This is a genomic window from Amycolatopsis keratiniphila (genome assembly GCF_000400635.2).
Lineage (GTDB): Bacteria > Actinomycetota > Actinomycetes > Mycobacteriales > Pseudonocardiaceae > Amycolatopsis > Amycolatopsis keratiniphila.
The window spans coordinates 3,435,993-3,458,325 of record NC_021252.1 but is presented as its reverse complement, the minus strand read 5'-3'; the positions used below and the strand labels follow the sequence as shown (position 1 = coordinate 3,458,325).

At 70.3% G+C, this 22,333-nt stretch carries 22 protein-coding genes; 12 read left to right on the top strand and 10 right to left on the bottom strand.

The genetic code is table 11. The features are described 5' to 3' along the window. The 9 genes from AORI_RS56905 to AORI_RS56865 all read left to right on the top strand — a co-directional run bounded on the left by AORI_RS56905 (nucleotide 1) and on the right by AORI_RS56865 (nucleotide 7,270). Complete coding sequence (locus AORI_RS56905) at nucleotides 1-564, top strand: D-sedoheptulose-7-phosphate isomerase (protein ID WP_016333537.1); 564 nt, start codon at nucleotides 1-3, stop codon at nucleotides 562-564. After that, the gene (locus tag AORI_RS56900) at nucleotides 561-1,919 is read left to right on the top strand and encodes a PfkB family carbohydrate kinase (protein WP_016333536.1); all 1,359 of its coding nucleotides are present in this window, start codon (nucleotides 561-563) and stop codon (nucleotides 1,917-1,919) included. The genes AORI_RS56905 and AORI_RS56900 overlap by 4 nt, the downstream gene beginning before the upstream one ends. Then, complete coding sequence (locus AORI_RS56895) at nucleotides 1,919-2,605, top strand: SDR family oxidoreductase (protein WP_016333535.1); 687 nt, start codon at nucleotides 1,919-1,921, stop codon at nucleotides 2,603-2,605. The genes AORI_RS56900 and AORI_RS56895 overlap by 1 nt, the downstream gene beginning before the upstream one ends. Continuing rightward, nucleotides 2,596-3,540, top strand: a complete 945-nt coding sequence (locus tag AORI_RS56890; protein WP_016333534.1) for a glycosyltransferase family 9 protein — start codon at nucleotides 2,596-2,598, stop codon at nucleotides 3,538-3,540. Before AORI_RS56895 ends, AORI_RS56890 begins: the two co-directional genes overlap by 10 nt. Further along, nucleotides 3,533-4,840: a UDP-glucose dehydrogenase family protein gene (locus AORI_RS56885; RefSeq protein ID WP_043848058.1), complete on the top strand. Its 1,308-nt coding sequence runs from the start codon at nucleotides 3,533-3,535 to the stop codon at nucleotides 4,838-4,840. The genes AORI_RS56890 and AORI_RS56885 overlap by 8 nt, the downstream gene beginning before the upstream one ends. Continuing rightward, a complete protein-coding gene (locus AORI_RS56880) occupies nucleotides 4,837-5,448 on the top strand; it encodes a flavodoxin family protein (RefSeq protein WP_016333532.1) in 612 nt (203 codons plus the stop codon). Before AORI_RS56885 ends, AORI_RS56880 begins: the two co-directional genes overlap by 4 nt. 42 nt (nucleotides 5,449-5,490) lie before the next feature. Beyond that, nucleotides 5,491-5,871: a hypothetical protein gene (locus AORI_RS56875; protein WP_016333531.1), complete on the top strand. Its 381-nt coding sequence runs from the start codon at nucleotides 5,491-5,493 to the stop codon at nucleotides 5,869-5,871. Between the two features lie 98 nt (nucleotides 5,872-5,969). Beyond that, nucleotides 5,970-6,644, top strand: coding sequence for a DUF6766 family protein (locus AORI_RS56870; protein ID WP_043848772.1), 675 nt, complete (start codon nucleotides 5,970-5,972; stop codon nucleotides 6,642-6,644). Nucleotides 6,645-6,706: 62 nt separating this feature from the next. Further along, nucleotides 6,707-7,270: a hemerythrin domain-containing protein gene (locus AORI_RS56865; protein WP_016333529.1), complete on the top strand. Its 564-nt coding sequence runs from the start codon at nucleotides 6,707-6,709 to the stop codon at nucleotides 7,268-7,270. Nucleotides 7,271-7,467: 197 nt separating this feature from the next. Here AORI_RS56865 and AORI_RS56860 read toward each other — a convergent pair whose 3' ends face one another. From AORI_RS56860 to AORI_RS56835, 6 genes are read right to left on the bottom strand one after another with little or no spacing between them, the layout of a single operon-like run. After that, nucleotides 7,468-8,139, bottom strand: coding sequence for a phosphate signaling complex PhoU family protein (locus tag AORI_RS56860; protein WP_016333528.1), 672 nt, complete (start codon nucleotides 8,137-8,139; stop codon nucleotides 7,468-7,470). Continuing rightward, a complete protein-coding gene (locus tag AORI_RS56855) occupies nucleotides 8,136-8,873 on the bottom strand; it encodes a metallophosphoesterase family protein (RefSeq protein WP_016333527.1) in 738 nt (245 codons plus the stop codon). Before AORI_RS56855 ends, AORI_RS56860 begins: the two co-directional genes overlap by 4 nt. After that, on the bottom strand, nucleotides 8,870-9,679 hold the full coding sequence (locus AORI_RS56850; RefSeq protein ID WP_016333526.1) for a nucleotidyltransferase family protein: 810 nt from the start codon (nucleotides 9,677-9,679) through the stop codon (nucleotides 8,870-8,872). The genes AORI_RS56855 and AORI_RS56850 overlap by 4 nt, the downstream gene beginning before the upstream one ends. Beyond that, complete coding sequence (locus tag AORI_RS56845) at nucleotides 9,676-10,725, bottom strand: NAD-dependent epimerase/dehydratase family protein (protein ID WP_016333525.1); 1,050 nt, start codon at nucleotides 10,723-10,725, stop codon at nucleotides 9,676-9,678. The genes AORI_RS56850 and AORI_RS56845 overlap by 4 nt, the downstream gene beginning before the upstream one ends. 28 nt (nucleotides 10,726-10,753) lie before the next feature. Beyond that, the gene (locus AORI_RS56840) at nucleotides 10,754-11,788 is read right to left on the bottom strand and encodes an FUSC family protein (RefSeq protein ID WP_043848057.1); all 1,035 of its coding nucleotides are present in this window, start codon (nucleotides 11,786-11,788) and stop codon (nucleotides 10,754-10,756) included. Beyond that, complete coding sequence (locus AORI_RS56835; RefSeq protein WP_016333523.1) at nucleotides 11,788-13,152, bottom strand: aldehyde dehydrogenase family protein; 1,365 nt, start codon at nucleotides 13,150-13,152, stop codon at nucleotides 11,788-11,790. The genes AORI_RS56840 and AORI_RS56835 overlap by 1 nt, the downstream gene beginning before the upstream one ends. A 106-nt stretch (nucleotides 13,153-13,258) precedes the next feature. Between AORI_RS56835 and AORI_RS56830 the strand changes: the two genes are divergently transcribed. From AORI_RS56830 to AORI_RS56820, 3 genes are read left to right on the top strand one after another with little or no spacing between them, the layout of a single operon-like run. Further along, a complete protein-coding gene (locus AORI_RS56830) occupies nucleotides 13,259-15,364 on the top strand; it encodes a catalase (protein ID WP_016333522.1) in 2,106 nt (701 codons plus the stop codon). Between the two features lie 34 nt (nucleotides 15,365-15,398). Continuing rightward, nucleotides 15,399-16,886, top strand: a complete 1,488-nt coding sequence (locus tag AORI_RS56825) for an HAD-IIIA family hydrolase (protein WP_016333521.1) — start codon at nucleotides 15,399-15,401, stop codon at nucleotides 16,884-16,886. Further along, the gene (locus AORI_RS56820) at nucleotides 16,883-17,908 is read left to right on the top strand and encodes a glycosyltransferase family 9 protein (protein ID WP_016333520.1); all 1,026 of its coding nucleotides are present in this window, start codon (nucleotides 16,883-16,885) and stop codon (nucleotides 17,906-17,908) included. Before AORI_RS56825 ends, AORI_RS56820 begins: the two co-directional genes overlap by 4 nt. On the opposite strand, the gene AORI_RS56815 is transcribed toward AORI_RS56820, so the two are convergent. From AORI_RS56815 to ddaH, 4 genes are all read right to left on the bottom strand, one after another. Beyond that, entirely contained in the window at nucleotides 17,871-18,725 is an 855-nt protein-coding gene (locus AORI_RS56815; protein WP_016333519.1) for an SDR family oxidoreductase, read from the bottom strand. The two genes, AORI_RS56820 and AORI_RS56815, sit on opposite strands and share 38 nt — an antisense overlap. A gap of 347 nt (nucleotides 18,726-19,072) precedes the next feature. After that, entirely contained in the window at nucleotides 19,073-20,083 is a 1,011-nt protein-coding gene (locus tag AORI_RS56810) for a TauD/TfdA family dioxygenase (RefSeq protein ID WP_016333518.1), read from the bottom strand. Further along, nucleotides 20,080-21,489 (bottom strand): cation:proton antiporter domain-containing protein, encoded by a 1,410-nt coding sequence (locus AORI_RS56805; protein WP_016333517.1) that lies wholly within the window; start codon nucleotides 21,487-21,489, stop codon nucleotides 20,080-20,082. The genes AORI_RS56810 and AORI_RS56805 overlap by 4 nt, the downstream gene beginning before the upstream one ends. Next, complete coding sequence (ddaH, locus tag AORI_RS56800) at nucleotides 21,490-22,311, bottom strand: dimethylargininase (RefSeq protein ID WP_016333516.1); 822 nt, start codon at nucleotides 22,309-22,311, stop codon at nucleotides 21,490-21,492. Between the last annotated feature and the right edge of the window lie 22 nt (nucleotides 22,312-22,333).

The following is a 22,333-nucleotide window of genomic DNA, read 5'->3' as shown; positions in this document are numbered from 1 at the left end:
GTGATCGAAGAACATTTCGCGGCTTTGAGCGAGGCCGCCGGGAAGTCCGCTTCCTGGTCGCCGAAGATCCGTGGCTGGGGTGACCAGCTCGCCGCCGTGCTGTCCTCCGGCGGACGGCTGCTCGCGTGCGGCAACGGCGGGAGTGCCGCCGAAGCGCAGCATCTCACCGGGGAGCTGGTCGGCCGGTTCCGCAACGACCGGCAGCCGTTCTCGGCGATCGCCCTGCACGCGGAGACCTCGGCCGTGACGGCCATCGTCAACGACTACGGCGAGCACGAGGTGTTCGCCCGGCAGGTGCGCGCGCACGGCCGCTCCGGCGACATCCTCGTCTGCCTTTCCACCAGCGGGAGCAGCCAGAATGTCGTCGCGGCCGCGAAGGCCGCCCACGAAATCGGCATCACCACCTGGGCGATCACCGGCCCCTCCCCCAATCCGCTCGCCGCGCTGTGCTCCGACGCGATCCCCGTGGAGGCGCCGTCGATGGCGACCGTGCAGGAGGTCCACCTCGCCTTGGTGCACGCCCTGTGCACCGCGCTGGACGACGCGCTCGGGGTGCCCACGTGAGGCCGCTGGTGGTGCTGGGCGACGCCTTGCTGGACGTCGACGTCGACGGTACGTCGGACCGGCTCTGCCCGGACGCGCCCGTCCCCGTGGTCGACCTGGTGCGGGAATGGCGGCGGCCGGGTGGCGCCGGGCTGGCCGCGTTGCTCGCGGCCCGCTCCACCGCCGAGGTCGTGCTGGTCGCACCGCTGGGTGACGATCAGGCCGGCCGGACTCTGACCGGGCTGCTGGAGCGCGAGGTCCGGACGGTGCCGATGCCGTTGCTCGGCACCACCGTCACCAAGAAGCGGGTGCGCGCCGCGGGGCAGTCACTGATCCGTCTCGACAGTGGTGACGGCAGGGCCGAGTTCTCCCCGCTCACCTCCGGTGTCCGCGAGGCGCTGCGGTCGGCGGGCGCGATCCTCGTCGCCGACTACGGCCGCGGGGTGACCGGCCATCCGGAGATCCGCGCGCTGCTCGCCGAACTGGCGGACAGCGTCCCCATCGTCTGGGATCCGCATCCCCGCGGGAGCGAACCCGTCGCGGGAGTCCGGCTGGCCACCCCGAATCTCGCCGAAGCCGAGCAGCTCACCGAGACCCGCGCCGACGCCGGGGACCTGGCGAAGCGGGTGCACGCACTGTGGAAGGCCGACGCGGTCAGCGTCACCACGGGGGCGCACGGCGCGGTGCTGACCGAGGGTGGACCGTGTACGACGTTCCGGCCGCCGTCGGGCGTCGTCGCCAAGGACACGTGCGGCGCGGGTGATCGCTTCGCGTCAGCGGTCGCCGCGGCCTTGCTCGACGGCGCGTCCACCGCCGACGCCGTGGCGGCCGGCGTCGAGACGGCGGCCCGGTTCGTCGCGACCGGCGGTGCCGCCACCCTGTCCACAGTGGACAACGCACCCGAACCGGAGGCGCACCACGACGGTACTTCGGCGTTCGACGTCGCAGCAGGAATCCGTGCACGCGAAGGCAGGCTCGTGGCCACGGGTGGTTGTTTCGATCTGCTGCACCCCGGCCACGCCGCCCTGCTGCGACAGGCGCGTGCCCTGGGCGACGGTCTCGTCGTCTGCCTCAATTCCGATGCCTCGGTGCGCGGCCTGAAGGGACCGGGGCGGCCGATCGTGACCGCCCGCGACCGCGCCCGGCTGCTCACCGAACTCGCTTCGGTCGACGCCGTCGTGGTGTTCGACGAACCCGATCCGGCCGCGGTGCTGGACCGCCTGCGCCCGGACGTCTGGGTCAAGGGCGGCGACTACGCCGACACCGAACTCCCCGAAAGCGCCGTGGTGCGACGGCACGGCGGCGAAATCGTCCTGATCCCGACCATCCGCGGCTATTCCACCTCCCGGCTGGTGGCCGCGGCGGAAGGAGCATGATGCGTCCTCTCGGCAACGTCCTGATCACCGGCGGCGCCTCCGGCCTCGGTGCCGCGACCGTCGAAGCCGTCCGCGAGGCGGGCGGCACCCCTCTCGTCGTCGATCGCGCCGAACCGGCGGGCGATGTCGCGTTCGTCCGGGCCGACCTGTCCGACTCCGCCGCGGCCGCGCGCGCCGTCGACGAACTCGCCGAACGGGCGGGCGGGATCGACGGCGTCTTCACCGCGGCGGGTACCGACGCGTGCGGCCCGCTCGACGAAGTGTCCACTGAGGACTGGGAACGCGTGATCCGGGTCAACCTGCTGGGCACCGCCGCGGTCGTCCGTGCGGCGCTCCCCCATCTGCGGCTGAGCCGCGGCACGGTGGTGACCTGCGCGTCGACGCTGGGCCTGCGGGTCGCCGGGGACGCGAGTGCCTACTGCGCGTCGAAATTCGGCGTCGTCGGCTTCACCAGGGCACTCGCCATGGAGCTCTCGGGCCGGGTCGGGGTGACGCTGCTCATCCCCGGCGGTATGCACACGGCGTTCTTCGACGACCGGGCCGAGCAGTACAAACCGCCGCCGGACGCGAAACTCAACCAGCCCGAGCACGTCGCGGCCTCGGTGGTGTTCGCCCTGTCCCAGCCGCCCGGTTGTGAGGTCCGCGAACTCGTGGTCTGCGCTTCGGAAGAAGGGTCGTGGCCGTGACCGGTGGCATCCTCGTGCTGCGCGCCCTCGGCCTGGGAGACCTGCTCACCGCGGTCCCCGCCTTGCGGGCCCTGCGCCGCGCCTTCGCAGACGAGCGGCTGGTCCTCGCCGCGCCGGAGCACCTGCGCGACCTCGTCGAGCTGATCGACGCCGTGGACGAGCTGCTCCCGACGGCCGGGCTCGGCGAACTGTCCTGGCCCGGCGAGCCGCCTCGGCTGGCGGTGAACCTGCACGGTCGCGGCCCGGAAAGCATCCACGACCTGCTCGCCCAGGATCCGCTCGAACTGATCACCCACCGGCATCCCGACTTCCCCGGCGTCGACGGCCCCGACTGGCCCGCCGAAGCGCACGAAGTCGACCGCTGGTGCCGTCTGCTCGAGGCCGCGCGTATCCCGGCCGACCGGGACGACCTCGCACTGCCCCCGCCGCCCGGTCCCAGCCCGGCGCCGGACGCGGTGGTGATCCACCCCGGAGCCGCCTTCGCCGCCCGGCGCTGGCCGCCGGACAGGTACGCGCGGGTGGCGCGGGAGCTTTCCGCCCGGCATCGGGTGGTCGTCACGGGAAGCACGCCGGAGGCTCCCCTCGTCCGCGCGGTCGTGGAGGAGGCCGGGCTTCCCGACGAGGCGGCTCTCGTGGGCGGTGGCCTCGCCGAGCTGGCCGCGACCGTGGCCGAAGCGCGGCTGGTGATCTGCGGCGACACCGGTGTCGGCCACCTCGCGACCGCGTACGGGACGCCGTCGGTGCTGCTGTTCGGGCCGACCCCGCCGCGGTTCTGGGGCCCGCCGGCCGGAGACCGGCGGCATACGGTCCTCTGGGTGGGGGACGTCGGTGACCCGCACGGTGACGCGCCGGATGCGGGGCTGCTGCTGTTGCGTGAGGAACGCGTCCTCACCGCGGCCGAGGATCTGCTCCGGACGGGAGCTCCCCGTGGTTGAGCGGGTGGGGGTGATCGGCGCCGGGTACGTCGGGCTCACCAGCGCGGCGTGCTTCACCCATCTGGGGCATCAGGTGGTCTGCGTCGACAACGATCTGTCCAAAGTGGACGAGCTGAACCGGGGCGAGGTCGCGATCGCCGAACCCGGGCTCACGGAGCTGGTCCGGGATGGGCTGGGCTGCGGACGCCTCCGCTTCACCGGCGCTCCACAGGAACTATCCGATGTGGACTTCGTGCTGCTCTGCCTGCCCACGCCGAAGGGGGAGAACGGGGACGCCGACGTCCGGATGCTGAACGAGGTCGTGGCCACGCTGCCCGGGCTGCTCACGCCCGGCTGCGTCGTCGTCACCAAGTCCACCGTGCCGGTCGGCACGGGGACACGGCTGGCGGAGACTCTCGGTCCGGACCTGCCCGTGGTGAGCAATCCGGAGTTCCTCCGAGAGGGACACGCCGTGGAAGACTTCCTGAATCCCGACCGGGTCGTCCTCGGCTCACTTCCCGGGAACAGGGCGGCGGCGGAGCGGGTGGCGACCCTGTACGGGGAGACGAACGCGCCGGTGTGGTTCACCGATCCGGCGAGCGCCGAACTCGCCAAGTACGCCAGCAACGCGTTCCTGGCACTCAAGGTGTCCTATGTGAACGTCCTCGCCGAACTCTGCGAGCACTACGGTGCCGACATCCGCGACGTCGGACGGCTGATGGGGCTCGATTCCCGGATCGGGCCGGCCTTCCTCGTCCCCGGCCCCGGCTGGGGCGGCTCGTGCCTGCCCAAGGACACCGCCGCGCTGCTGCGGACCGCCGAACACGCGGGGGTCGACTTCGACATCCTCCGTGACGCCATGAAGGCCAACGCCCGTCAGCGGGCGGCCGTGGTGCGGAAGATCCGCCTCGCGATCACCGGGGTTTCGGACGGCTCGCTCTCGGGCATCCGTATCGGGTTGCTCGGACTGGCGTTCAAGGCGGGAACCGGGGATCTGCGCGATTCCCCCGCGCTCGCGGTCGCGCGGGAGCTCGCCAGGAGCGGCGCGGTGCTGACCGCGTACGACCCCGGCGTCGAAGCCGTCGAACCGGACACCGTCCAGGTCGTCGACGACCCGTACCTGGTGGCGAAGGACGCTGCGGCGCTGGTCGTGCTCACCGAGTGGCCCGAGTTCCGCGAGCTCGACTGGGACCGGCTCGCCGCCGCCACCGAACGCGCCGTCGTCGTCGACGCCAGGAATCTCCTGGATCCGGCGACCGTCGGCGAAGCGGGCTTCGTCCACACGGGACTCGGCACCGATCCGAACAGGAGGACAGGATGACCCAGCCGTTGAAGGCCCTGGCACTGGTGTGCTCGCTCAAACCGTCCCCGGCCCCGTCGAGCAGCGCGCTGATCGCGCAGCAGCTCTTGGACGAACTGGCCGGGCACGGCGCCACCGGGGAACTCGTGCGCGTGGTCGACCACGACGTCAAACCGGGGGTGGAGGCCGACATGGGCGACGGCGACGCCTGGCCGGAGATCCGCCGCAAGGTCGCCGCCGCCGACATCCTGCTGATCTCGACCCCGACCTGGGTCGGTCATATGTCCAGCGTGGCGCAGCGGGTGCTGGAACGGCTCGACGCCGAACTGTCCGAAACGGACGACGAGGGCAGGCCGTCGATGTTCGGCAAGGTCGGCGTGACCGCCGTCGTCGGCAACGAGGACGGCGCGCACAAGATCACCGCCGATCTCTTCCAGGCCCTCAACGACGTCGGTTTCACCGTGCCCGCGCAGGGCGGCACCTACTGGAACGGCGAGGCGATGAAGGGCGGCGACTACAACGACCTCGACGAAACGCCCGAAGCGGTCGCGTCGACCAACGCGACCCTGGCACGCAACGCCATCCATCTGGCGAATCTGCTGCGCGAGCGTCAGTACCCCGCGTCGTGACGCCGAGGTGTAACCACCGGCCGGGCCGGGTACCCGTCTTTCATGATCGTCAAAGCGCTGGCGTTCGGTTCGTGCCTGCTGCTCGCCGGTTGTGCCGGGGCGAGCGGGCAAGAGCCGGTGCGGGAAACCGCCGGGCGGTTCCTCGGCGCGCTGGCGGCCGGTGATCACCGCTCGGCGTGCGCACTGCTCGCGCCCCGGGCGCGGGAATCCTGGGCGCCGGAAAGCTGCGAACGCGGCCTGGCCGGCGCGAACGTCCCGGACGGCACGCCGGAGACGGTCTCCATCTGGAGCGAGGAAGCCCAGGTGAAGACCGCCCGCGACACGCTGTTCCTGCACGAGTCGTCCACCGGCTGGGTGATCACGGGAGCAGGCTGCCGCCACCGCAACGAACAGGTCTACGACTGCGCGGTGGGTGGCCCATGAGAGCGCGTCCGGTGTTCACCGTCTATCTCGTCTTCGTCGTGGCCGTCCTCGGCTATTGCGTCCTGCTGGGTCTGCTGCACCGGTGAAGGGGGCGGATGATGCGAGTGTTCCTTCGTGACAATGCCCTTTCGCTGGGCTTCGGCTTGCTGTTCCTGCTGAGTCTCGCTGGACAGGCGTTCGCCGGTCTCGCGAACTACAACGACGGGCGGCTCAGCCACGCCGCCGAACCGGTCGGCCTGCTGGACTACCTGGCGTCCGCGGACTTCGCCGTCGACGTCGCCGAAAACTGGCAATCGGAATACCTGCAGTTCTTCCTCTACGTGTTCGCGACCGTGTGGCTGCTGCAACGAGGTTCCCCCGAATCGAAACCGGCCGACCGCGTCGGGCTCGAAACGGACGAGGACCAGCAGGTCGGCCCCCACGCGACGGCCAACTCACCGAAATGGGCGAAGGCGGGCGGCTGGCGTACGGGAATCTTCTCGATGTCACTCGGACTGGTGATGCTGGGACTGTTCCTGCTGTCCTGGCTCGCCCAGTCCGTGGCCGGGATGAGCGCCTACAACGCCGAACAGCTCACCGAATTCGGCGATCCGGTGTCGTGGTTCGGCTACCTGGTGTCTTCGGACTTCTGGAACCGCACCCTGCAGAACTGGCAGTCGGAATTCCTCGCCATCGGCTCGATGGCGGTGTTCAGCGTGTACCTGCGCCAGCGCGGCTCCCCGGAATCCAAACCCGTCGGCGCGCCGCACCGGGCCACGGACGAATCCGGGTGATTGAACCGCGGGGAACGGGTATCCGTCCGGTGTCGGACTGACGACCACGGACAGGAGTGTCCATGACCACCACCACGGAACACGACCTCGTCACGGTGATCACGGAGGATCACCGCGCCTTCGAACGGATCTTCAAGGAACTGGAGTCCGGCAAGGGCGGTGACCAGCACCGCAAAGACCTCGCGGACCACGTGATCGCCGAACTCGTGCGGCATTCGATCGCCGAGGAACAGCACATGTACCCCGCTGCGCGGAAGCACCTCCCCGACGGCGACGAGGTCGCCGACCACGAGATCGAGGAGCACGCGGAAGCCGAACGGGTGATGAACGACCTCATCGGGCTGGAGCCGACGGACAACCGGTTCGACGAACTGGTCGGCAAGCTCATCGAGGACGTCCGGCACCACATCGAAGAGGAGGAAAGCGACCTGCTGCCCAAGCTCCAGGCCGCCTGTTCTCCGGAAGACCTGCGGGAGCTGGGCGAAAAGGTGTTGCGGGCCAAGGAGATCGCCCCGACCAGGCCGCATCCCGCCGCGCCGGACCGGCCGCCGACGAACCGGATCCTGGCGCCGGGGACGGCGTTCATCGACAAGATCCGGGACGCGCTGACGGACCGGGCGACCTGACCTTCGCCAGGCGCTCACGCGTCGGTCAAGTCCGTGAAGGCCTCCTTCCCTACCTTGAAAGTAGGGAAGGAGGCCTTCACGGACTTCGAGCCTGTGCGGACGTCGCGGGCCGCTCGCCAAGAGGTTGCGAAAGCCACTTTCGCAACGCTGAAGGTTGTGAAAGTGGCTTTCGCGACACGGACGCTGGCGGCGCGCCCTCAAAGTTCAGCAGGCGCATCCCGCACGGAAGACTCCGGCAACTCCCCGGTGAGCGCGAAATCCACCCGCCGCGCCACCGACACCACCTGGTCCGCGAACCGTTCGTAAAACCGCGCCAGCAGCGCCACCGAGATCGCGGGGGCGACGCCGTCGGCCCACTCCGGATCGGTCACCAGGGTCATCAGCTCTTCGTACAGCGCGTCGACCCGCTCGTCGGACCGGGCCAGCGAATGGAACACCTCCGCCGTCGGCCCGTCGATGGCGGAGCCGAGGTCTTCCGCCATCGAACAGACGAGCCCGGCCATCTCGCCGAAACGCCCGGCGAGGGCGTCCGGGACGGCGAACTCCGGCGCTCGCAAGGCCTGGTCGGCGATGTGCTGGGCGAGGTCGCCCATCCGTTCCAGCCGGTCGGCGCAGTACACCGCCGCGAGCACGGTCCGCAGGTCGCCCGCCACCGGCGCCTGCAGGGCGAGCAACTTCTGCGCGGACTCCTCGCATCGGGTCCGCGCCGCGTTCAGTCTCGCCTCGACCGTCGCCAGTTCGGCCGCGGCTTCGACGTCCCGGTCGAGGAAGACCCGGTTCGCCAGGTGCAGTTCTTCGCAGGCCATACCGCACATGCTCGACAGGAGTTCGCCGAGAACGCTCAGCTGACCGTGGAATCGTTCCCTCATGTCAGCACTTTCGCAGGTTCGAGGACATACGTGGCGTACGCCGCGCGGATCACCGGCTGGGCGACGTTGCGCACCGGGACCCCGCCGGGGCTGACCCCTTGTTCGCTGCCGTAGTGCGCGTGCCCGTGCACGGCGAGGGCCACCTGGGCGTCGTCGATCGGCTCGCACAGCAGGTACGACCCCAGGAACGGGTGGATCTCCGGCGGTTCGCCGTGCAGGGTGCCGGGGATCGGCGAGTAGTGGGTCAGCGCGACGGTCACGTCGGGTTGCTCGTGTTCGAGGCCTTCCAGCGCGGCGCGCAGCCGCCTGGCCGTCGCCATGGTGTGCTCGACGAAGTCCTTCATCTCCCGTTCGCCGAACCGGCTCGCGCATTTGCCCGCGAACCCGCCGCCGAAGCCCTTGACCCCGGCGACGCCGAGCTTCCCGCCCTCCAGTTCGACGGTGGTCGCCGAGCCCTCGAGGACGGTGACCCCGCTTTCCTCCAGCAGCCCGCTGACTGCCTCAGCCTCGTCCGAGTGGTAGTCGTGGTTGCCCAGCACCGCTATCACGGGGACGTCGAGCCCGGCGAACTCGTCGGCCACCACCCTGGCCTCGTCGACGCTGCCGTGCCGGGTGAGGTCGCCCGCGAGCAGCAGCACGTCGGCGTGTTCGGCGATGTTGTCCAGTGCCGGCCGCAGCAGGCCCCGGTTGTCCTCCCCGAGGTGGACGTCCCCGACCGCGGCGACGCGGATCACCGGATCTCCTCGGCGTGCGACGGCTCCCGGACGTCGGCGGTCCGGACGTCGTTGTGCACGAGCTCGGCCGCGATGTGTTCGCAGACGACCGTCTCGATGTCGGCTTTGCGGTTGGCGCACTGGACCTCGCCGCTGAGCCGGACCTGGTCGCCGCGCACGGTGACGTGCACGCCGAGTTCGGCGGTCCTCGGGTCTTCCGCCAGCGCCTTGGTCAGCCTGGCGACCAGGTACTGGGGCGCTTCCTCGGGCATCGGAAGCTCCTTTCCGTCGATGATGGACAGTGCCGCGAGCAGGGTCAGGAACGACCACGCGTACGGCGATTCGGCGGTCTCTTCGGCCACCCGGTGCCAGTCGACCTGCTCGCGGAGGTCGCGCGCGATCCGCAGCAACGGCGCGAAATCGCATCGGTGCGGGCTGAGCACGAGGACCTTGTCGACGAGCAGATCGGTCCCGTTGAGCACGGGCGCGGCGGTCGCCCCGACCCGCATCAGCGAGGCGCGGTCGAGCATCTCGTCGGTGACCGGCCGGTGGTTGGGCCGGAAGATCAGGTCGACGAGGCAGTCGCCGTCGTAGACCTTGGTGAGCCAGTCCTCCGGCGGGTGCTCCCGTCTCAGCCCCGCCGCTTCGAGGGCCGCGGCCGCCTTCTCGATGTCCTCCTCCTTGAGGAAGAGGTCGACGTCGTGATCGGACGGCGGCCCGCCGCGCGCGTAGACGGCGAGGCCGCCGGCGACGGCGAACCGCACGTCGGTTCGGTCCAAAGTGGACACGACCCTGGTCAGTGTGTGCAGCAGTTCCTTCTCGTTCACGGTCGCTCCCCCACTCCGGTGGCCAGTTCGTGTCCCCTGCCGACGTCCGGTTTCAGCGGTTCGGTCGGGAATCCTTCGCCTTCCCGCAACCCTTTGAGGAAGGCTTCGATCGCGTCCTCCGACGAGTAGCGCGGCGTCCAGCCCAGCTCTTCCCTGGCGCGCGTGCAGTCCATCACCGGCAGGTGCAGGACGGCGTCGAAAAGTCCCGGCGTCGCCGGGATCAGATGCAACGCCCAGGCCGCGGCCAGCGCTCGACGGACGAACGGCGCCGGGACCTTCACCGGTTTGGCGCCGAAGATCCGCGCCAGCGCGCGGGTGTCCAGCACCGGATCGGCCGCGATGTTGAAGGCGCCCTTGACGTCCTGGAGCGCGCAACGGCGATAGGCGTCGGCGACGTCCTCGGTGTGCGCGGTCTGGATCCTCAGCTGCGGGATGTCCGGGAGCACCGGGATCAGCGACGGCCGCACGAGTTTGCCCGGGACGAACGGGCCGCCGAAGAGCCGTCGCTGCTCGGGCGCCGCGGCCTTCTGGAAGAGGAATCCCGGCCGCACCCGGACCACCCGCAGCCGCGGATGACTCCGGTCGAAGGCTTCGAGAACCCTTTCCACATAAGCTTTTTCGCGGGTGTACGCCGCCTTCGGCGACCCGTGGGTCGGCCAGTCCTCGGTCACCGGGTGGTCGTCGTCCCTCGGCGAGTACGCCCCGATCGACGACGCGTACACCAGCGACGGCACCCGCATCGCCTGCGCGGTTTCGAACACCCGGATCGAACCCAGCACGTTGGACCGCCAGGTGACCTCGGGCCGGTGGGTGGGCTGGAAGAGCCAGGCCAGGTGGATCACCACGTCGGCGCCGTCGAACACGGAACGGAGGTCGTCGCGGGCGACGTCCGCGGTGACGAACTCGGTCTTCGGGCTCTCCCATCGACTCGGGCGTCTGGCGACGCCGATGATGGAGCCGACCTCGGGGTCCGCGCCCAGTGCGCGGACCACCGCCGTGCCGACGTTGCCGGTGGCGCCGGTGACCACGATCCGCTTACCGCTCATGGGTACGGTTACCCACCGTCGCGTCGCCTTAATCGGCGCGAAGCCGCTGGACGAGACGCCGGGCGGGCAGCGCCATCGCCCCCAGCCCGATCGAGGTGGTGACCTCGTCCGTGGGGGTCACGAGCAGGTGGTCGATCTCGCCGAGCAGCTCACGGCAACGATCCAGCTTGTCCGGATCACCCGAACGGACCGCCTCGGCGAGGGCTTCGAGCAGGTCGCCGACGACGCCGCGCGCGTGCTCGCCGGGATGCCGGAACGGCTGCTCGCTGCGGGCGGCCTCGCTCACGGCGTCGATCAGCTGGGCGAGCGGGTGCCACAGGGAGACGAGGTTCGCCAACGGTTCCTCGCGGCTCTCCCGCCGTCCGCGGAGATTGAGGTACCGGCCCTCCCGGGTCCAGCCGATCGCGTCCTCCGCCTCCGCGACCAGGCTGCGGACGTCCTCCATGCGATCGTCCAGGCCGTCGGTCGGCTCGCCGCCGCGGACCAGTTCCGCCGTCCGGTCGAGGACGTCGGCGATCGCCGAAGCCAGCCGGGAGGTCGCCGCCCGCAGACGCTCGCCGTGCAGCGGCGGCAGGATCACCGCGTTGAGCACCGCGCCGATCGCCGCCCCCAGCGCGGTTTCCAGCAGCCGGTCGGCGAGCAGGACGGGTTCGGTCGCGTTGCCGTAGGAGATCAGCAGCATGCCGGTGATCCCGACCCACACCCCCGAATCGCCGAACCCCCGCCACGAACCGATCAGCAGGCCGACGAAGATGACCAGCCCGAGCGCCACCGTCACCGAAGGAATCAGCTGACCGGCGCCCGCCGCGAGCAGCACTCCCACGCTCACGGCGCCGACCTGCTGCGCCCAGCCCCGCAGCGACCGGTACACGGTGGCCTGCACCAGGAACACCGCCGCGTACGGCGCCAGGAAGGGCTGGGGCAGCCGAAGGACCGCCGTCGCGACGATCCACGCGATCACGGCCGCTGCCGTGGCCTTCGCGATCTGGACGAGACTCCGGCGTTCTTCCCCCGGCACCCGGAACGCCCGCGCGGCCCAGGCGAACGGCGTCTTCCCGCCCATCACGGACCCGGCGGGCCCAGGTGGACGACCTTGGTCTGCGTCATCTCGTCGAGCAGTTCCGGCCCGTAGCCATAGCCGCTGCCGCTGGCGCCACGCGGATGGGCGGCCCCGCCGGGCGCGCCGCCGAAGACGTTGTTGATCTTCACGGTGCCGACGGGGAGTTCGCGCCAGGCGCGCTGCGCGTGGGCCATCGACGAGGTGAGTACCGTGGCCGCGAGACCGTACTCGCCGGCGGCCGCCTGTTCGAGTGCCTGGTCGAAGTCCGCCGCCACGGTCACCGGAGCGACCGGGCCGAAGGTCTCTCCGGTCAGGACCCGCATCCCCGGCGTGCATCCGGCGAGGACGGTCGCCGGGTAATGGGCACCGGGACCGTCGGGCACGAACCCTCCGGCGAGCGGGTCGGCGCCTTGCGCGATCGCCTCCGCCACCTGGGCGTGCACCCCTTCACGGTGGCGCCGGTCGACGAGCGGCGCCAATTTGCGCTGCCCTGCCTCGGCTACCAGCGCGGTGAGGAAGGCGTCCGCGACGTCCTGGTGCACGTGGATCCGTTCGACCGAGACACAGATCTGCCCGGAGTTGGCGAACGCGCCGATCGCCGCCTGCTCGGCCGCCCAGACCGGATCCACGCCGGCGTCGACGACGAGCGGGTCGTTCCCGCCGTTCTCCAGCAAGGCCTTGGCGCCGGTCCGCGCCGCGCTCGCCGCGATCGAGCGGCCCGCGGCCGTGCCGCCGACATGGGCGATGAGGTCGACGTCCGGATGGGCCGCGAGTTCGGCGCCGACGCTTCCGTCGCCCTGCACGGTCTGGAGCACGTCGTCGGGAAGGGCCTGCGCCAGCACGTTTCCCAGCCAGGCGCCGGTGTGCGGGCAGCGTTCGCTCGGTTTGTGCACCACCGTGTTCCCCGTGACCAGGGCCGCGCCCAGCAACCCGCAGGCCACCGCGACGGGATCGTTCCACGGGGTCAGCGCGACGACCACACCCCGGGGTTCCGGCACCATCAGGTCGGTGGCCGATGCATCCCCCAAAAGGGACCGGCCGCGGTGCACGGGCCCGAGTTCGGCGTACTGCTCCAGGGTCCCGGCTCCGGCCAGGACGCCCTCTTCGGCCTCTTCCCGGGGTTTGCCGGTCTCGCTCTCGATGAGGACGGCGAGTTCGCCCGCCCGCGCCCGGAGCGACCGGGCCGCGTCCTTCAGCGCGATCCCGCGTTCGGCCGCCGGTGTGGCGGCCCAACCCGGGGCGCTCCGCTTAGCCGTGGCGATCGCCGTTTTGACGCCGTCGGCCGTCACCGCTTTGACGCTGCCGACGAGACGGTCGTCGGCGGGATCGCGGATCTCCAGCACGGCAGGCCGGTCCACCGTCGTCATTCGCACCTCCTCGAAGTCTCCCGCACGCCGGTTACCCGGTGTCGTTTTGCCGAAACGGTGCCCGGGTAGCCGAGAGGGAACCCACCACCGCGAAGGGGCGAGACCTGTGGCACAGCATCCAGAGGACGCGAAGGACGAGCAGCTGAACGGAAGCCGGGTGGATCCGGATCAGTCCGTGCTGACGACACAGCAGGGAGTCCGCGTCGACCACACCGACGACTCGTTGACCGCGGGCAGCCGGGGTCCGACCCTGCTCGAAGACTTCCACGCCCGCGAGAAGATCACCCATTTCGACCACGAGCGCATCCCCGAACGGGTCGTGCACGCGCGCGGCGCGGGCGCCTACGGCTTCTTCGAGGCCTACGACGACGCTCTGTCCGACTACACGGTCGCCGAATTCCTCACCAGCGGCGAGAAGATCCCCGTCTTCGTGCGGTTCTCCACCGTCGCCGGTTCCCGCGGCTCGGCCGACACCGTGCGCGACGTCCGCGGCTTCGCGACGAAGTTCTACACCCGCCAAGGCAATTACGACCTGGTGGGCAACAACATGCCGGTGTTCTTCATCCAGGACGGCATCAAGTTCCCCGATTTCGTGCACGCGGTGAAACCCGAGCCGCACAACGAGATCCCGCAGGCCCAGTCGGCTCACGACACCTTCTGGGACTTCGTCTCGCTCCAGCCGGAGAGCCTGCACATGGTGCTCTGGCTGATGTCCGATCGAGCGCTGCCGCGCAGCTACCGGATGATGCAGGGGTTCGGCGTGCACACGTTCCGGCTGGTCAACGCCGACGGCAAGGGCACCTTCGTGAAGTTCCACTGGAAGCCCGTCCTCGGCACGCATTCCCTGGTGTGGGACGAATGCCAGAAGATCGCGGGCAAGGATCCCGACTTCAACCGGCGTGACCTGTGGGACGCCATCGAGGCCGGGCAGTACCCGGAATGGGAGCTGGGCGTGCAGCTGGTGGACGAGGATTCCGAGCACGACTTCGACTTCGACCTGCTGGACGCCACGAAGATCATCCCGGAGGAGCAGGTGCCCGTGCGCCCGGTCGGGCGGATGGTCCTGGACCGCAACCCCGAGGACTTCTTCGCCGAGACCGAGCAGATCGCCTTCCATACCGCGAACATCGTCCCCGGTATCGACTTCACCAACGATCCGCTGCTGCAGGCCCGGAACTTCTCGTACCTCGACACGCAGCTGATCCGGCTCGGCGGCCCCAACTTCTCGCAGCTCCCGGTGAACCGGCCGATCGCGCCGGTGCACACGAACCAGCGCGACGGGTACGGCCAGCAGAACGTCCACAAGGGACGGACGAGCTACTTCCCGAACTCGCTCGGCGGCGGCTGCCCGGCGATCGCCGATTCCGGCGTCTTCCGGCACTACACCGAAGCCGTCGCGGGCCACAAGATCCGGGACCGCAGCGAGAGCTTCAAGGACTTCTACAGTCAGGCGACACTGTTCTGGAACAGCATGTCGCCGATCGAACGCGAGCACATCGTCGCGGCGTTCCGGTTCGAACTCGGCAAGGTCGTGGACCGGGAGGTCCGGGCGCGGACGATCGCCGAGCTCAACAACGTCGACCACGATCTGGCCGCCGAAGTCGCCGAGGGAATCGGGGTGAGCGTGCCCGCCGCTCCCGTCACCCCGCACCACGACCGCACCTCCCCCGCGCTTTCGCAGCTCAACCAGCCTTCCGTCGCGCCGACCAGCCGGAAGGTCGCGGTGCTCGCCGCCGACGGTGTCGACACGATCGGTGTCGGCCGCCTGGTGGAGACGCTGACCGAGCAGGGTGCGATCGTCGAGGTCCTCGCGCCGACCGAGGCCGAACTCCGCCCAGGTGGTGAAGGGGATCCCTTGCGGCCGGACAAGCAGCTCAACACCATGGCGTCGGTGCTGTACGACGCCGTCGTCGTCCCGTGTGGCCCCAGCGCGATCAACGTCCTCGAACGCGACGGCTACGCGGTGCATTTCGTCGCCGAGGCGTACAAACACGGCAAGCCGGTGGCCGCGTTCGGCTCGGGTCTCGACCTGCTGCGCCGGGCGGGGGTGACCTCGAAGCTGGCCGATGACACCGAAACCCTGATCGACCAGGGCGTCGTGACCACCACGGCGGCCGAAGCGACCCTCCCCGACGGCTTCTTCGCCTCGTTCACCGCACAACTGGGTGAACATCGCTCGTGGCTGCGGAAGACCGACGCGATCCCCGCGTGAGTTTGCCGCCGTCGCACCCGGGTACCGGAAGAGGGTGACCGACCTCGACTACACGATCGTGATCCCGACGACCGGCCGGGAGAATCTCCACGCGCTCCTGTCCGGGATCGAAGCCGCCGGGGAGCCACGGCCAGCGCGGATCATTGTCGCCGACGACCGGCCCGGCGGCGAGGATCTGCGGCTTCCTCCCTCGACAGCGGAGATCGAAGTCGTCCGTTCCGGCGGGCGTGGTCCGGCCGCGGCCCGCAACGCCGGCTGGCGGCGCGCGACGTCCGAGTGGATCGCCTTCCTCGACGACGACGTGCTGATCGGCTCGGACTGGCCGCGGAAACTCGCCGAGGACCTGCTCCCCCTCGGCCCGGAGACGGCCGCGTCGCAGGCCCGTCTCGTCGTGCCGCTGCCGCCGGACCGCCGCCCGACCGACGACGAACGCGGAACGGCCGGGCTGGAGACGGCCCGGTGGATCACCGCCGACATGGCCTACCGCCGGTCGGCGCTCGCCGAGGTCGGCGGCTTCGACGAACGTTTCCCCCGTGCCTACCGGGAAGACTCGGACCTGGCGCTGAAGGTCGCCAAGGCGGGCCATCTCATCGCGCGAGGCGAACGCGTCACCGTCCATCCGCCCAAACGGTCGGGCCCGCTGGCCAGCCTGCGCGCCCAGCGCGGCAACGCCGACGACGCGCTCATGCGGCGCAAGCACGGTGTCCTCTGGCGACAGCAGACCGGGGCCGGGCACGGACGGCTAGAACGGCACGCGCTGGCCACCGTGAGCGCGGCCGGCGCCGTGGCGTCGTTCGCGTTGGGACGCCGCAAGGCCGCCGCCGCGGCGGCGGGGCTGTGGGCGGGGCTGACCGCCGAGTTCGCGGCGCGCCGGATCGCCCCGGGTCCACTCGCCCCCGGCGAGGTGGGGCGGATGCTGCTGACCAGCGTGCTCATCCCGCCCGCGGCCTGCTATCACCGGCTGCGCGGGGAGCTGAAGCACCGGCTGTCGCGGCGGCCGCAGGCCCTGTTGTTCGACCGGGACGACACCCTCATCGTCGACGTGCCCTACCTCGACGACCCCGACGGTGTGCGTCCCGTGCCCGGCGCCGAGGAACTCCTGCACGACGTGCGTGCGGCGGGGATCAGGATCGGCGTGGTCAGCAATCAGTCCGGAGTGGCCAAAGGCCTGATCACCCCGGACCGGCTGGCCGCGGTGAACGCCCGCGTCGAAGAGAAGCTCGGCCCGTTCGGCACCTGGCAGGTCTGCGTGCACGACGACGGCGATGGCTGTGGCTGCCGGAAACCCGCGCCCGGACTGGTGCGGCAGGCCGCGGAGGCGCTCGGCGTCGACGTCCGCCGCTGTGTGGTCATCGGCGACACCGGCGCCGATGTCGACGCCGCCCTCGCCGCCGGGGCCCGCGGGATCCTCGTCCCGACCGCGCGGACCCGGCCGGAGGAGGTCGATCGCGCCCGCCGCCGGGCGACCGTCGCCCGCGATCTCGCCGAAGCCGTCCACCTGGCCGTCGCGGGTTCGCGATGAACGTGCTGGTCGCGAGGATGGACAACCTCGGTGACGTCCTGCTGGCCGGTCCCTGCGTCCGCGCGGTCGCGGCGGGTGCCGAGCGCGTGGTCCTGCTGGCCGGCCCTCGTGGCCGCGCGGCGGGCGAACTGCTGCCCGGCGTGGACGAGGTCGTCACCTGGTGCGCGCCGTGGATCGACCCCGAGCCGCCGCCGGTCACCCGGGAAGACACCGAAGCGCTGGTCGGGCGCCTGCGCGAATACTCCTTCGACGCGGCGCTCGTGCTGACGTCGTTCCATCAGTCCCCGCTCCCGCTGGCCCTGATCCTGAGGATGGCGGGCGTGCCGTGGATCGGCGCGGTCTGCGAGGACTACCCCGGATCGCTGCTGGACCTGCGGCACCGGGTCGCCGGTGACCCGCCGGAACCGGTGCGGATGCTTTCCCTCGCCGAGGCGGCGGGCTTCTCGTTGCCGCCCGGCGACGACGGCGGGCTCGCTATCCGCGGGCCGCTGCCGCCGGTGGAACGGCTGGTCGGCGACGAGGATTACGTGGTCGTCCACCCCGCCGCGTCGGTCCCGGCCCGGCAGCCGTCCGCCGACCGCTCGGCCGCGATCGTGCGGGCGCTGCAGGCCGCCGGACGCCGTGTCGTCGTGACCGGCTCGCCGTCGGAAAGCGCGCTGACCAGCCAGGTCGCCGGGGACGCTCTCGATCTGGGCGGTCGTACGGATCTGTCCGAACTGGCGGCCGTGCTGGCCGCGGCGGATGTCGTGGTGGCCCCCAACACCGGCCCAGCCCACCTCGCGGCCGCCGTCGGCACCCCGGTGGTCTCCTTGTTCGCCCCTGTGGTGCCGTCGTCGCGCTGGGCGCCGTACGGGGTGCCGTCCGAAGTGCTCGGCGACCAGCACGCGGCGTGCCGGGACAGCCGGGCCCGGGTCTGCCCCGTGCCCGGCCATCCGTGCCTGGACCGCCTCGCGCCGGAAGCCGTCGCCGACGCCGTGGCGCGCCTCAGCCGGGTGTGGTCTCGCCGCCCAGCGCGGCGATGACCTCACCGCTGTAATACGACGAAAGCCGGTTGGACGCCAGGAACACATACGACGGCGCGAGGTCGTCCGGATGAGCCGCGCGCTCGAACGGGACCTGGAGGCCGAATTTCTCCACCTTCTCCGGCGGGAACGTCGACGGGATCAGCGGTGTCCACACCGGACCGGGCGCGACACAGTTGATCCGGACGCCGCGATCGGCCAGCGCCTGCGCCATCGCGTACGTCCAGGCGTGCACGGCTCCCTTGGTCGCCGAATAGTCGATCAGGGATTTGTTGCCCCGCAAGCCGTTCACCGAGCCGGTGTTGATGATGACCGAGCCCTCGCCCAGATGGGGCAACGCGGCGTTCGTCACCCGGAAGAAGCTGTGGATGTTCACGTCGAAGGTGTGCGTCCACTGCTCGTCGGTGAGCTCCTCCGGGGAATCGACCGGCCACTGCGTGGCGACGTTGTTGACCAGGATGTCCAGCCCGCCGAGGTCCTTGACGGTCCGGTCGACGATCTCGCGGCATTGCGCCGCTTCGGCGAGATCACCCGGTAGGAGGAGGCACTCGCGCCCCTCGGCGCGGACGCGTTCCTCGGTGTACTTGGCGTCCTCGTGCTCGTTGAGGTACGCGATCGCCACGTCGGCGCCTTCCTTCGCGAAGGCGATGGCGACCGCGCGGCCGATTCCGGAGTCGCCGCCGGTGATCAGGGCACGCTTGCCTGCCAACAGCTCGCGGCCCTCGTAGTCCTCCATGGAGTCACGAGGCGGCGGGTCCATCTTCGACGTCACGCCCGGCGGTTCCTGCTGCTGCGGCGGCCGGAGCTTCTCTGCCATCGGTTTCCCTCCCGTCGGGTGCTTTCGGGGAGGGTTACCCGGTCGGCCGCTCGCCTGAACATGCCTCGTGCGGCGTCCGGAGGTGTTGCGCGGGGTGTCGCGAAAGCCACTTTCGGGACGTCTGATGTCCCGAAAGTGGCTTTCGCGACACGCTTCCCGGCCGATCGCATCCGCAGTGGTTGCGAAAGCCACTTTCGCAACGTTCAAGGTTGCGAAAGTGGCTTTCGCAACGCCCGCCGCCAAACGACGACACCCGAGGCTCCGCCTGCACCGGGCACGTCCTGAAGGCCTCCTTTGAGACGTTGAGCGTCTCAAAGGAGGCCTTCACGGACTCGCGAGCCGAAACCTCAGTGCACCCGCCGATCCCCGGCGACCCCCCGGTACCGGATCGTCCACAGGCTCCGCCGGATGTAGGTGCGCTGCAGCCACCGATCCCGCCCGTTGTGCCGCGCGAAGAACTGCGACCGCGCGTGCAGGCCCTTCCGGTTGTTGATCAGCAGCGCCGTTCCCGGCTCGAGCTTCACCTGGTGCGCGACCTCGCGGCAGACCCGCTGAAGCTCCTCCAGCGCCTGCTCCGCCTCGACGGTCTCCCCCACCACACCGTTGGCCGAGATCGCCACTTCCGGCGACTCCGCCGGCCCGGAGATCACCGGCACGAGGTCGGAGAGCACGTCGGCCCCCTTGGCCACGTCGCGCACGTAGCTGCCGGGCGCGTTGAGCCGGAACAGCGGGCGGCGCAGGACGTCGAGCACCTCCGGGTCCAGCGCGGCCGAGATGTCCCTGCCGTCGGCGTAGTAGGTGACGGCTTCCTTGTTGCCGTCCTGGCGGACGCAGTTCAGCACCAGGAAGTCCGGATTGGACACGTCGTAGCGGCCGACCTCGTCGTGCACGATGTCGTTGTGGAAGTTCAGAAACACGTGCGAGCTCTGGTTCGTCTGGCTGCGCGCCCCCGCCGACACCGGGACGACGTCGTGCACGAGCCGCCCGCTCTTCTCGGTGGTGAACCCGACGGGCTCGCCGAGCAGCTGGCTCAGTCCCAAAAGGACGGTCTCGGCGACGAACGTCTTCTTGTCCTTGCTGGGTTCCCCGTCGATGGGCGTCTCCGGCAGCTCCGGGTCCACCGGCAGGTTGCGCACGAGCGCGACGCCGGGGGTGTCGACGTGCCTGCCGAAGTCCAGGATCGCCTGGAGCTGGTCGATCGGCAGCTTCGAGAACGTGACGCGGAGCATCGCCAGCGAACGGTCGATGTCGTCGACGGGGTTCGGGAAGGACCGCAGGTCGCTCCCGATCGTGTCGCGGACCTCGTCGTCGAGGGCGATTTCGGCGAAAGTACTGACTAGGGTTTCCTTGCTGGTCATGGTGTCCTATCCACTTTCCGCCGCCGCTGGACCGGCGGTCTCGTCTTGAACCTGGAGATGAGGGTGAGCGCGGGGGCGGTCGCGATCGTCGACACCAGCGTCATGATCACGAGCATCGCGAACACCGCCGGGCTGATCACCTTCAGCTGGAGGCCGACGTTGAGCACCACCAGTTCCGTCAGCCCCCGGCAGTTCATCAGCGCCCCGAGGGAGAGCGATTCGCGCCAGCCGACGCCGGTCAGCCGAGCCGCCGTCGTGCTGCCCGCCCACTTCGCGAACACCGCCACCGCCGTGATCAGCACGGTCCACAGCCACAGCGAACCGGAGCCGAGCAGGCTGAATTCGGTGTGCAGCCCGGTGTAGGCGAAGAAGAGCGGCAGCAGCAACGTCAGGGTGACACTGCCGAGCTTCCCGGCGGCACGGGCGACGACCGGATCCTTCCTCGGCGCGATCACCCCGAACAGGAAGGCGCCGAAGATCGCGTGGATGCCGATCTCGTTCGTGGCCAGTGCCGAAAGCATGATCCCGCCGAGCAGGATCGCGAGCACCGCGGATTCCGGTACGCGCGCGAGCACCTTGGCCAGCAGCGGCTTGACGACGTAGATCATCGCCACGACGAACACCAGGGTGAGCCCGACGGTCAGGAAGACCTCCGACGGCGTCCCGCCCTGGCTGACGGCGACCACCACGGCCAGCAGGCACCAGGCGGCGACGTCGTCGACGGCGGCGCAGGTGAGCGCGAGCGCGCCCAGCGGCGTCTTCGCGATGCCGCGGTCGGTCAGGATCCGTGCCAGCACCGGGAACGCCGTCACGCTCATGGAGACCGCGATGAACAACCCGAACGCGAGGAAGCCGACGTCGCCGCCGAACGCCGGGTACATGCCGAGCGCGAGCACGATGCCGCAGACCATCGGCAGCGCGATGCTGACCTGGCTGACGGTCACCGCGGTGAACCCGCGCCTGCGTACCGCGTCGAGATCGATCTCGGCACCGACCAGGTACATGAAGAAGATCAAACCCAGCTGCGACAGGATGTTGATCGCCGAGACCACCCCGCCGGGGAACAGCCAGCCGAACGCGGCGGGCCAGACGATCCCGAACAGCGACGGTCCCAGGAGGATGCCGGCGACGATCTCGCCGATCACCGCTGGCTGGCCGAGCCGCCGGGCCAGCACCCCCGCGAGGTGGCAGGCGCCCAGGATCACCGGAAGCGCGACCAGCAGGCGCGCGTAGGTGTCCGGCCCGCCGCCCGCGGCCTTGGCCCCGGTGCTCGCGACGGGCGCGTAGGCCGACCCGAGGCCGAGCACCACGACGACGACCGCCGCCGGAATCGCGACCAACGCGGCCCCGACGAGCATCCGGCGCAGCGCGGTACGCCCGCTCCGCTCCTGTACAGCCGATTCCATCTAGTCTCCTTGAGCGGCACGCAGTTCCAGCGTGCAGCATTTGACGCTGCCGCCCGCCTTGAGCAATTCGGACAGGTCGGCGCCGATCGGTTCGAAGCCGTGTTCCCGCAGCTGCGCGGTCAGCTCGGTGGCCGCCTGCGGGAGCACCACGTGCTTGCCGTCGGAGACCGCGTTGAGGCCGAACACGGACGCGTCCGCTTCGGACGCCAGGATCGCGTCGGGGTACAGCTCTTTCAGCAGCAGACGGCTTTCTTCGGAAAACGCCCCCGGGTAGTACATGACCGTGTCTTCGTCGAGGACGGCGAGCGCGGTGTCGAGGTGGTAGTAGCGCGGGTCGATCAGCGTCAGCTTGGTCACCGGACGGCCGAAGAACTCGCGGGACTCGTTGTGCGCCTCCGGGTTCGTGCGGAACCCGGTGCCGGCGAGGATCGTCTTCCCGGCTACGAGGTAGTCGCCCTCCCCCTCGTTGACCCACTGCGCCTGCCGCACGTAGCGGTATCCGTTGGCCCGGAACCACTTGAGATAAGCGTCGGACTCCCCGGCCCGCTGCACGTGGTGGAACCGCGCCACGAGCACCTGACCGTCGACCACGGTGGCGCCGTTGGCCGCGAACACCATGTCGGGCAGGCCGGGCAGCGGATCGAGCAGCTCGACACGATGTCCCAGGTCGGCGTACAGATCACGCAGCCATTCCCACTGGGCGATGGCCAGCTCGGTGTCCGTCGGTTTCTTCGGGTCCATCCAGGGATTGATCGAGTACTCGACGTCGAAGTACGTCGGTCTGACCATCAGGTAGTGCCGTTGGGTGGCAGTCCGTGACACGCTTCCTCCACGCGGTTTTGGG

Coding starts and splice junctions, on each gene's coding strand:
- AORI_RS56895 (WP_016333535.1), top strand. CDS start 1,919: ATGCGTCCTCTCGGCAACGTCCTGATCACCGGCGGCGCCTCCGGCCTC.
- AORI_RS56880 (WP_016333532.1), top strand. CDS start 4,837: ATGACCCAGCCGTTGAAGGCCCTGGCACTGGTGTGCTCGCTCAAACCG.
- AORI_RS56875 (WP_016333531.1), top strand. CDS start 5,491: ATGATCGTCAAAGCGCTGGCGTTCGGTTCGTGCCTGCTGCTCGCCGGT.
- AORI_RS56870 (WP_043848772.1), top strand. CDS start 5,970: ATGCGAGTGTTCCTTCGTGACAATGCCCTTTCGCTGGGCTTCGGCTTG.
- AORI_RS56865 (WP_016333529.1), top strand. CDS start 6,707: ATGACCACCACCACGGAACACGACCTCGTCACGGTGATCACGGAGGAT.
- AORI_RS56860 (WP_016333528.1), bottom strand. CDS start 8,139: ATGAGGGAACGATTCCACGGTCAGCTGAGCGTTCTCGGCGAACTCCTG.
- AORI_RS56845 (WP_016333525.1), bottom strand. CDS start 10,725: ATGAGCGGTAAGCGGATCGTGGTCACCGGCGCCACCGGCAACGTCGGC.
- AORI_RS56840 (WP_043848057.1), bottom strand. CDS start 11,788: ATGGGCGGGAAGACGCCGTTCGCCTGGGCCGCGCGGGCGTTCCGGGTG.
- AORI_RS56835 (WP_016333523.1), bottom strand. CDS start 13,152: ATGACGACGGTGGACCGGCCTGCCGTGCTGGAGATCCGCGATCCCGCC.
- AORI_RS56820 (WP_016333520.1), top strand. CDS start 16,883: ATGAACGTGCTGGTCGCGAGGATGGACAACCTCGGTGACGTCCTGCTG.
- AORI_RS56815 (WP_016333519.1), bottom strand. CDS start 18,725: ATGGCAGAGAAGCTCCGGCCGCCGCAGCAGCAGGAACCGCCGGGCGTG.
- AORI_RS56810 (WP_016333518.1), bottom strand. CDS start 20,083: ATGACCAGCAAGGAAACCCTAGTCAGTACTTTCGCCGAAATCGCCCTC.
- AORI_RS56805 (WP_016333517.1), bottom strand. CDS start 21,489: ATGGAATCGGCTGTACAGGAGCGGAGCGGGCGTACCGCGCTGCGCCGG.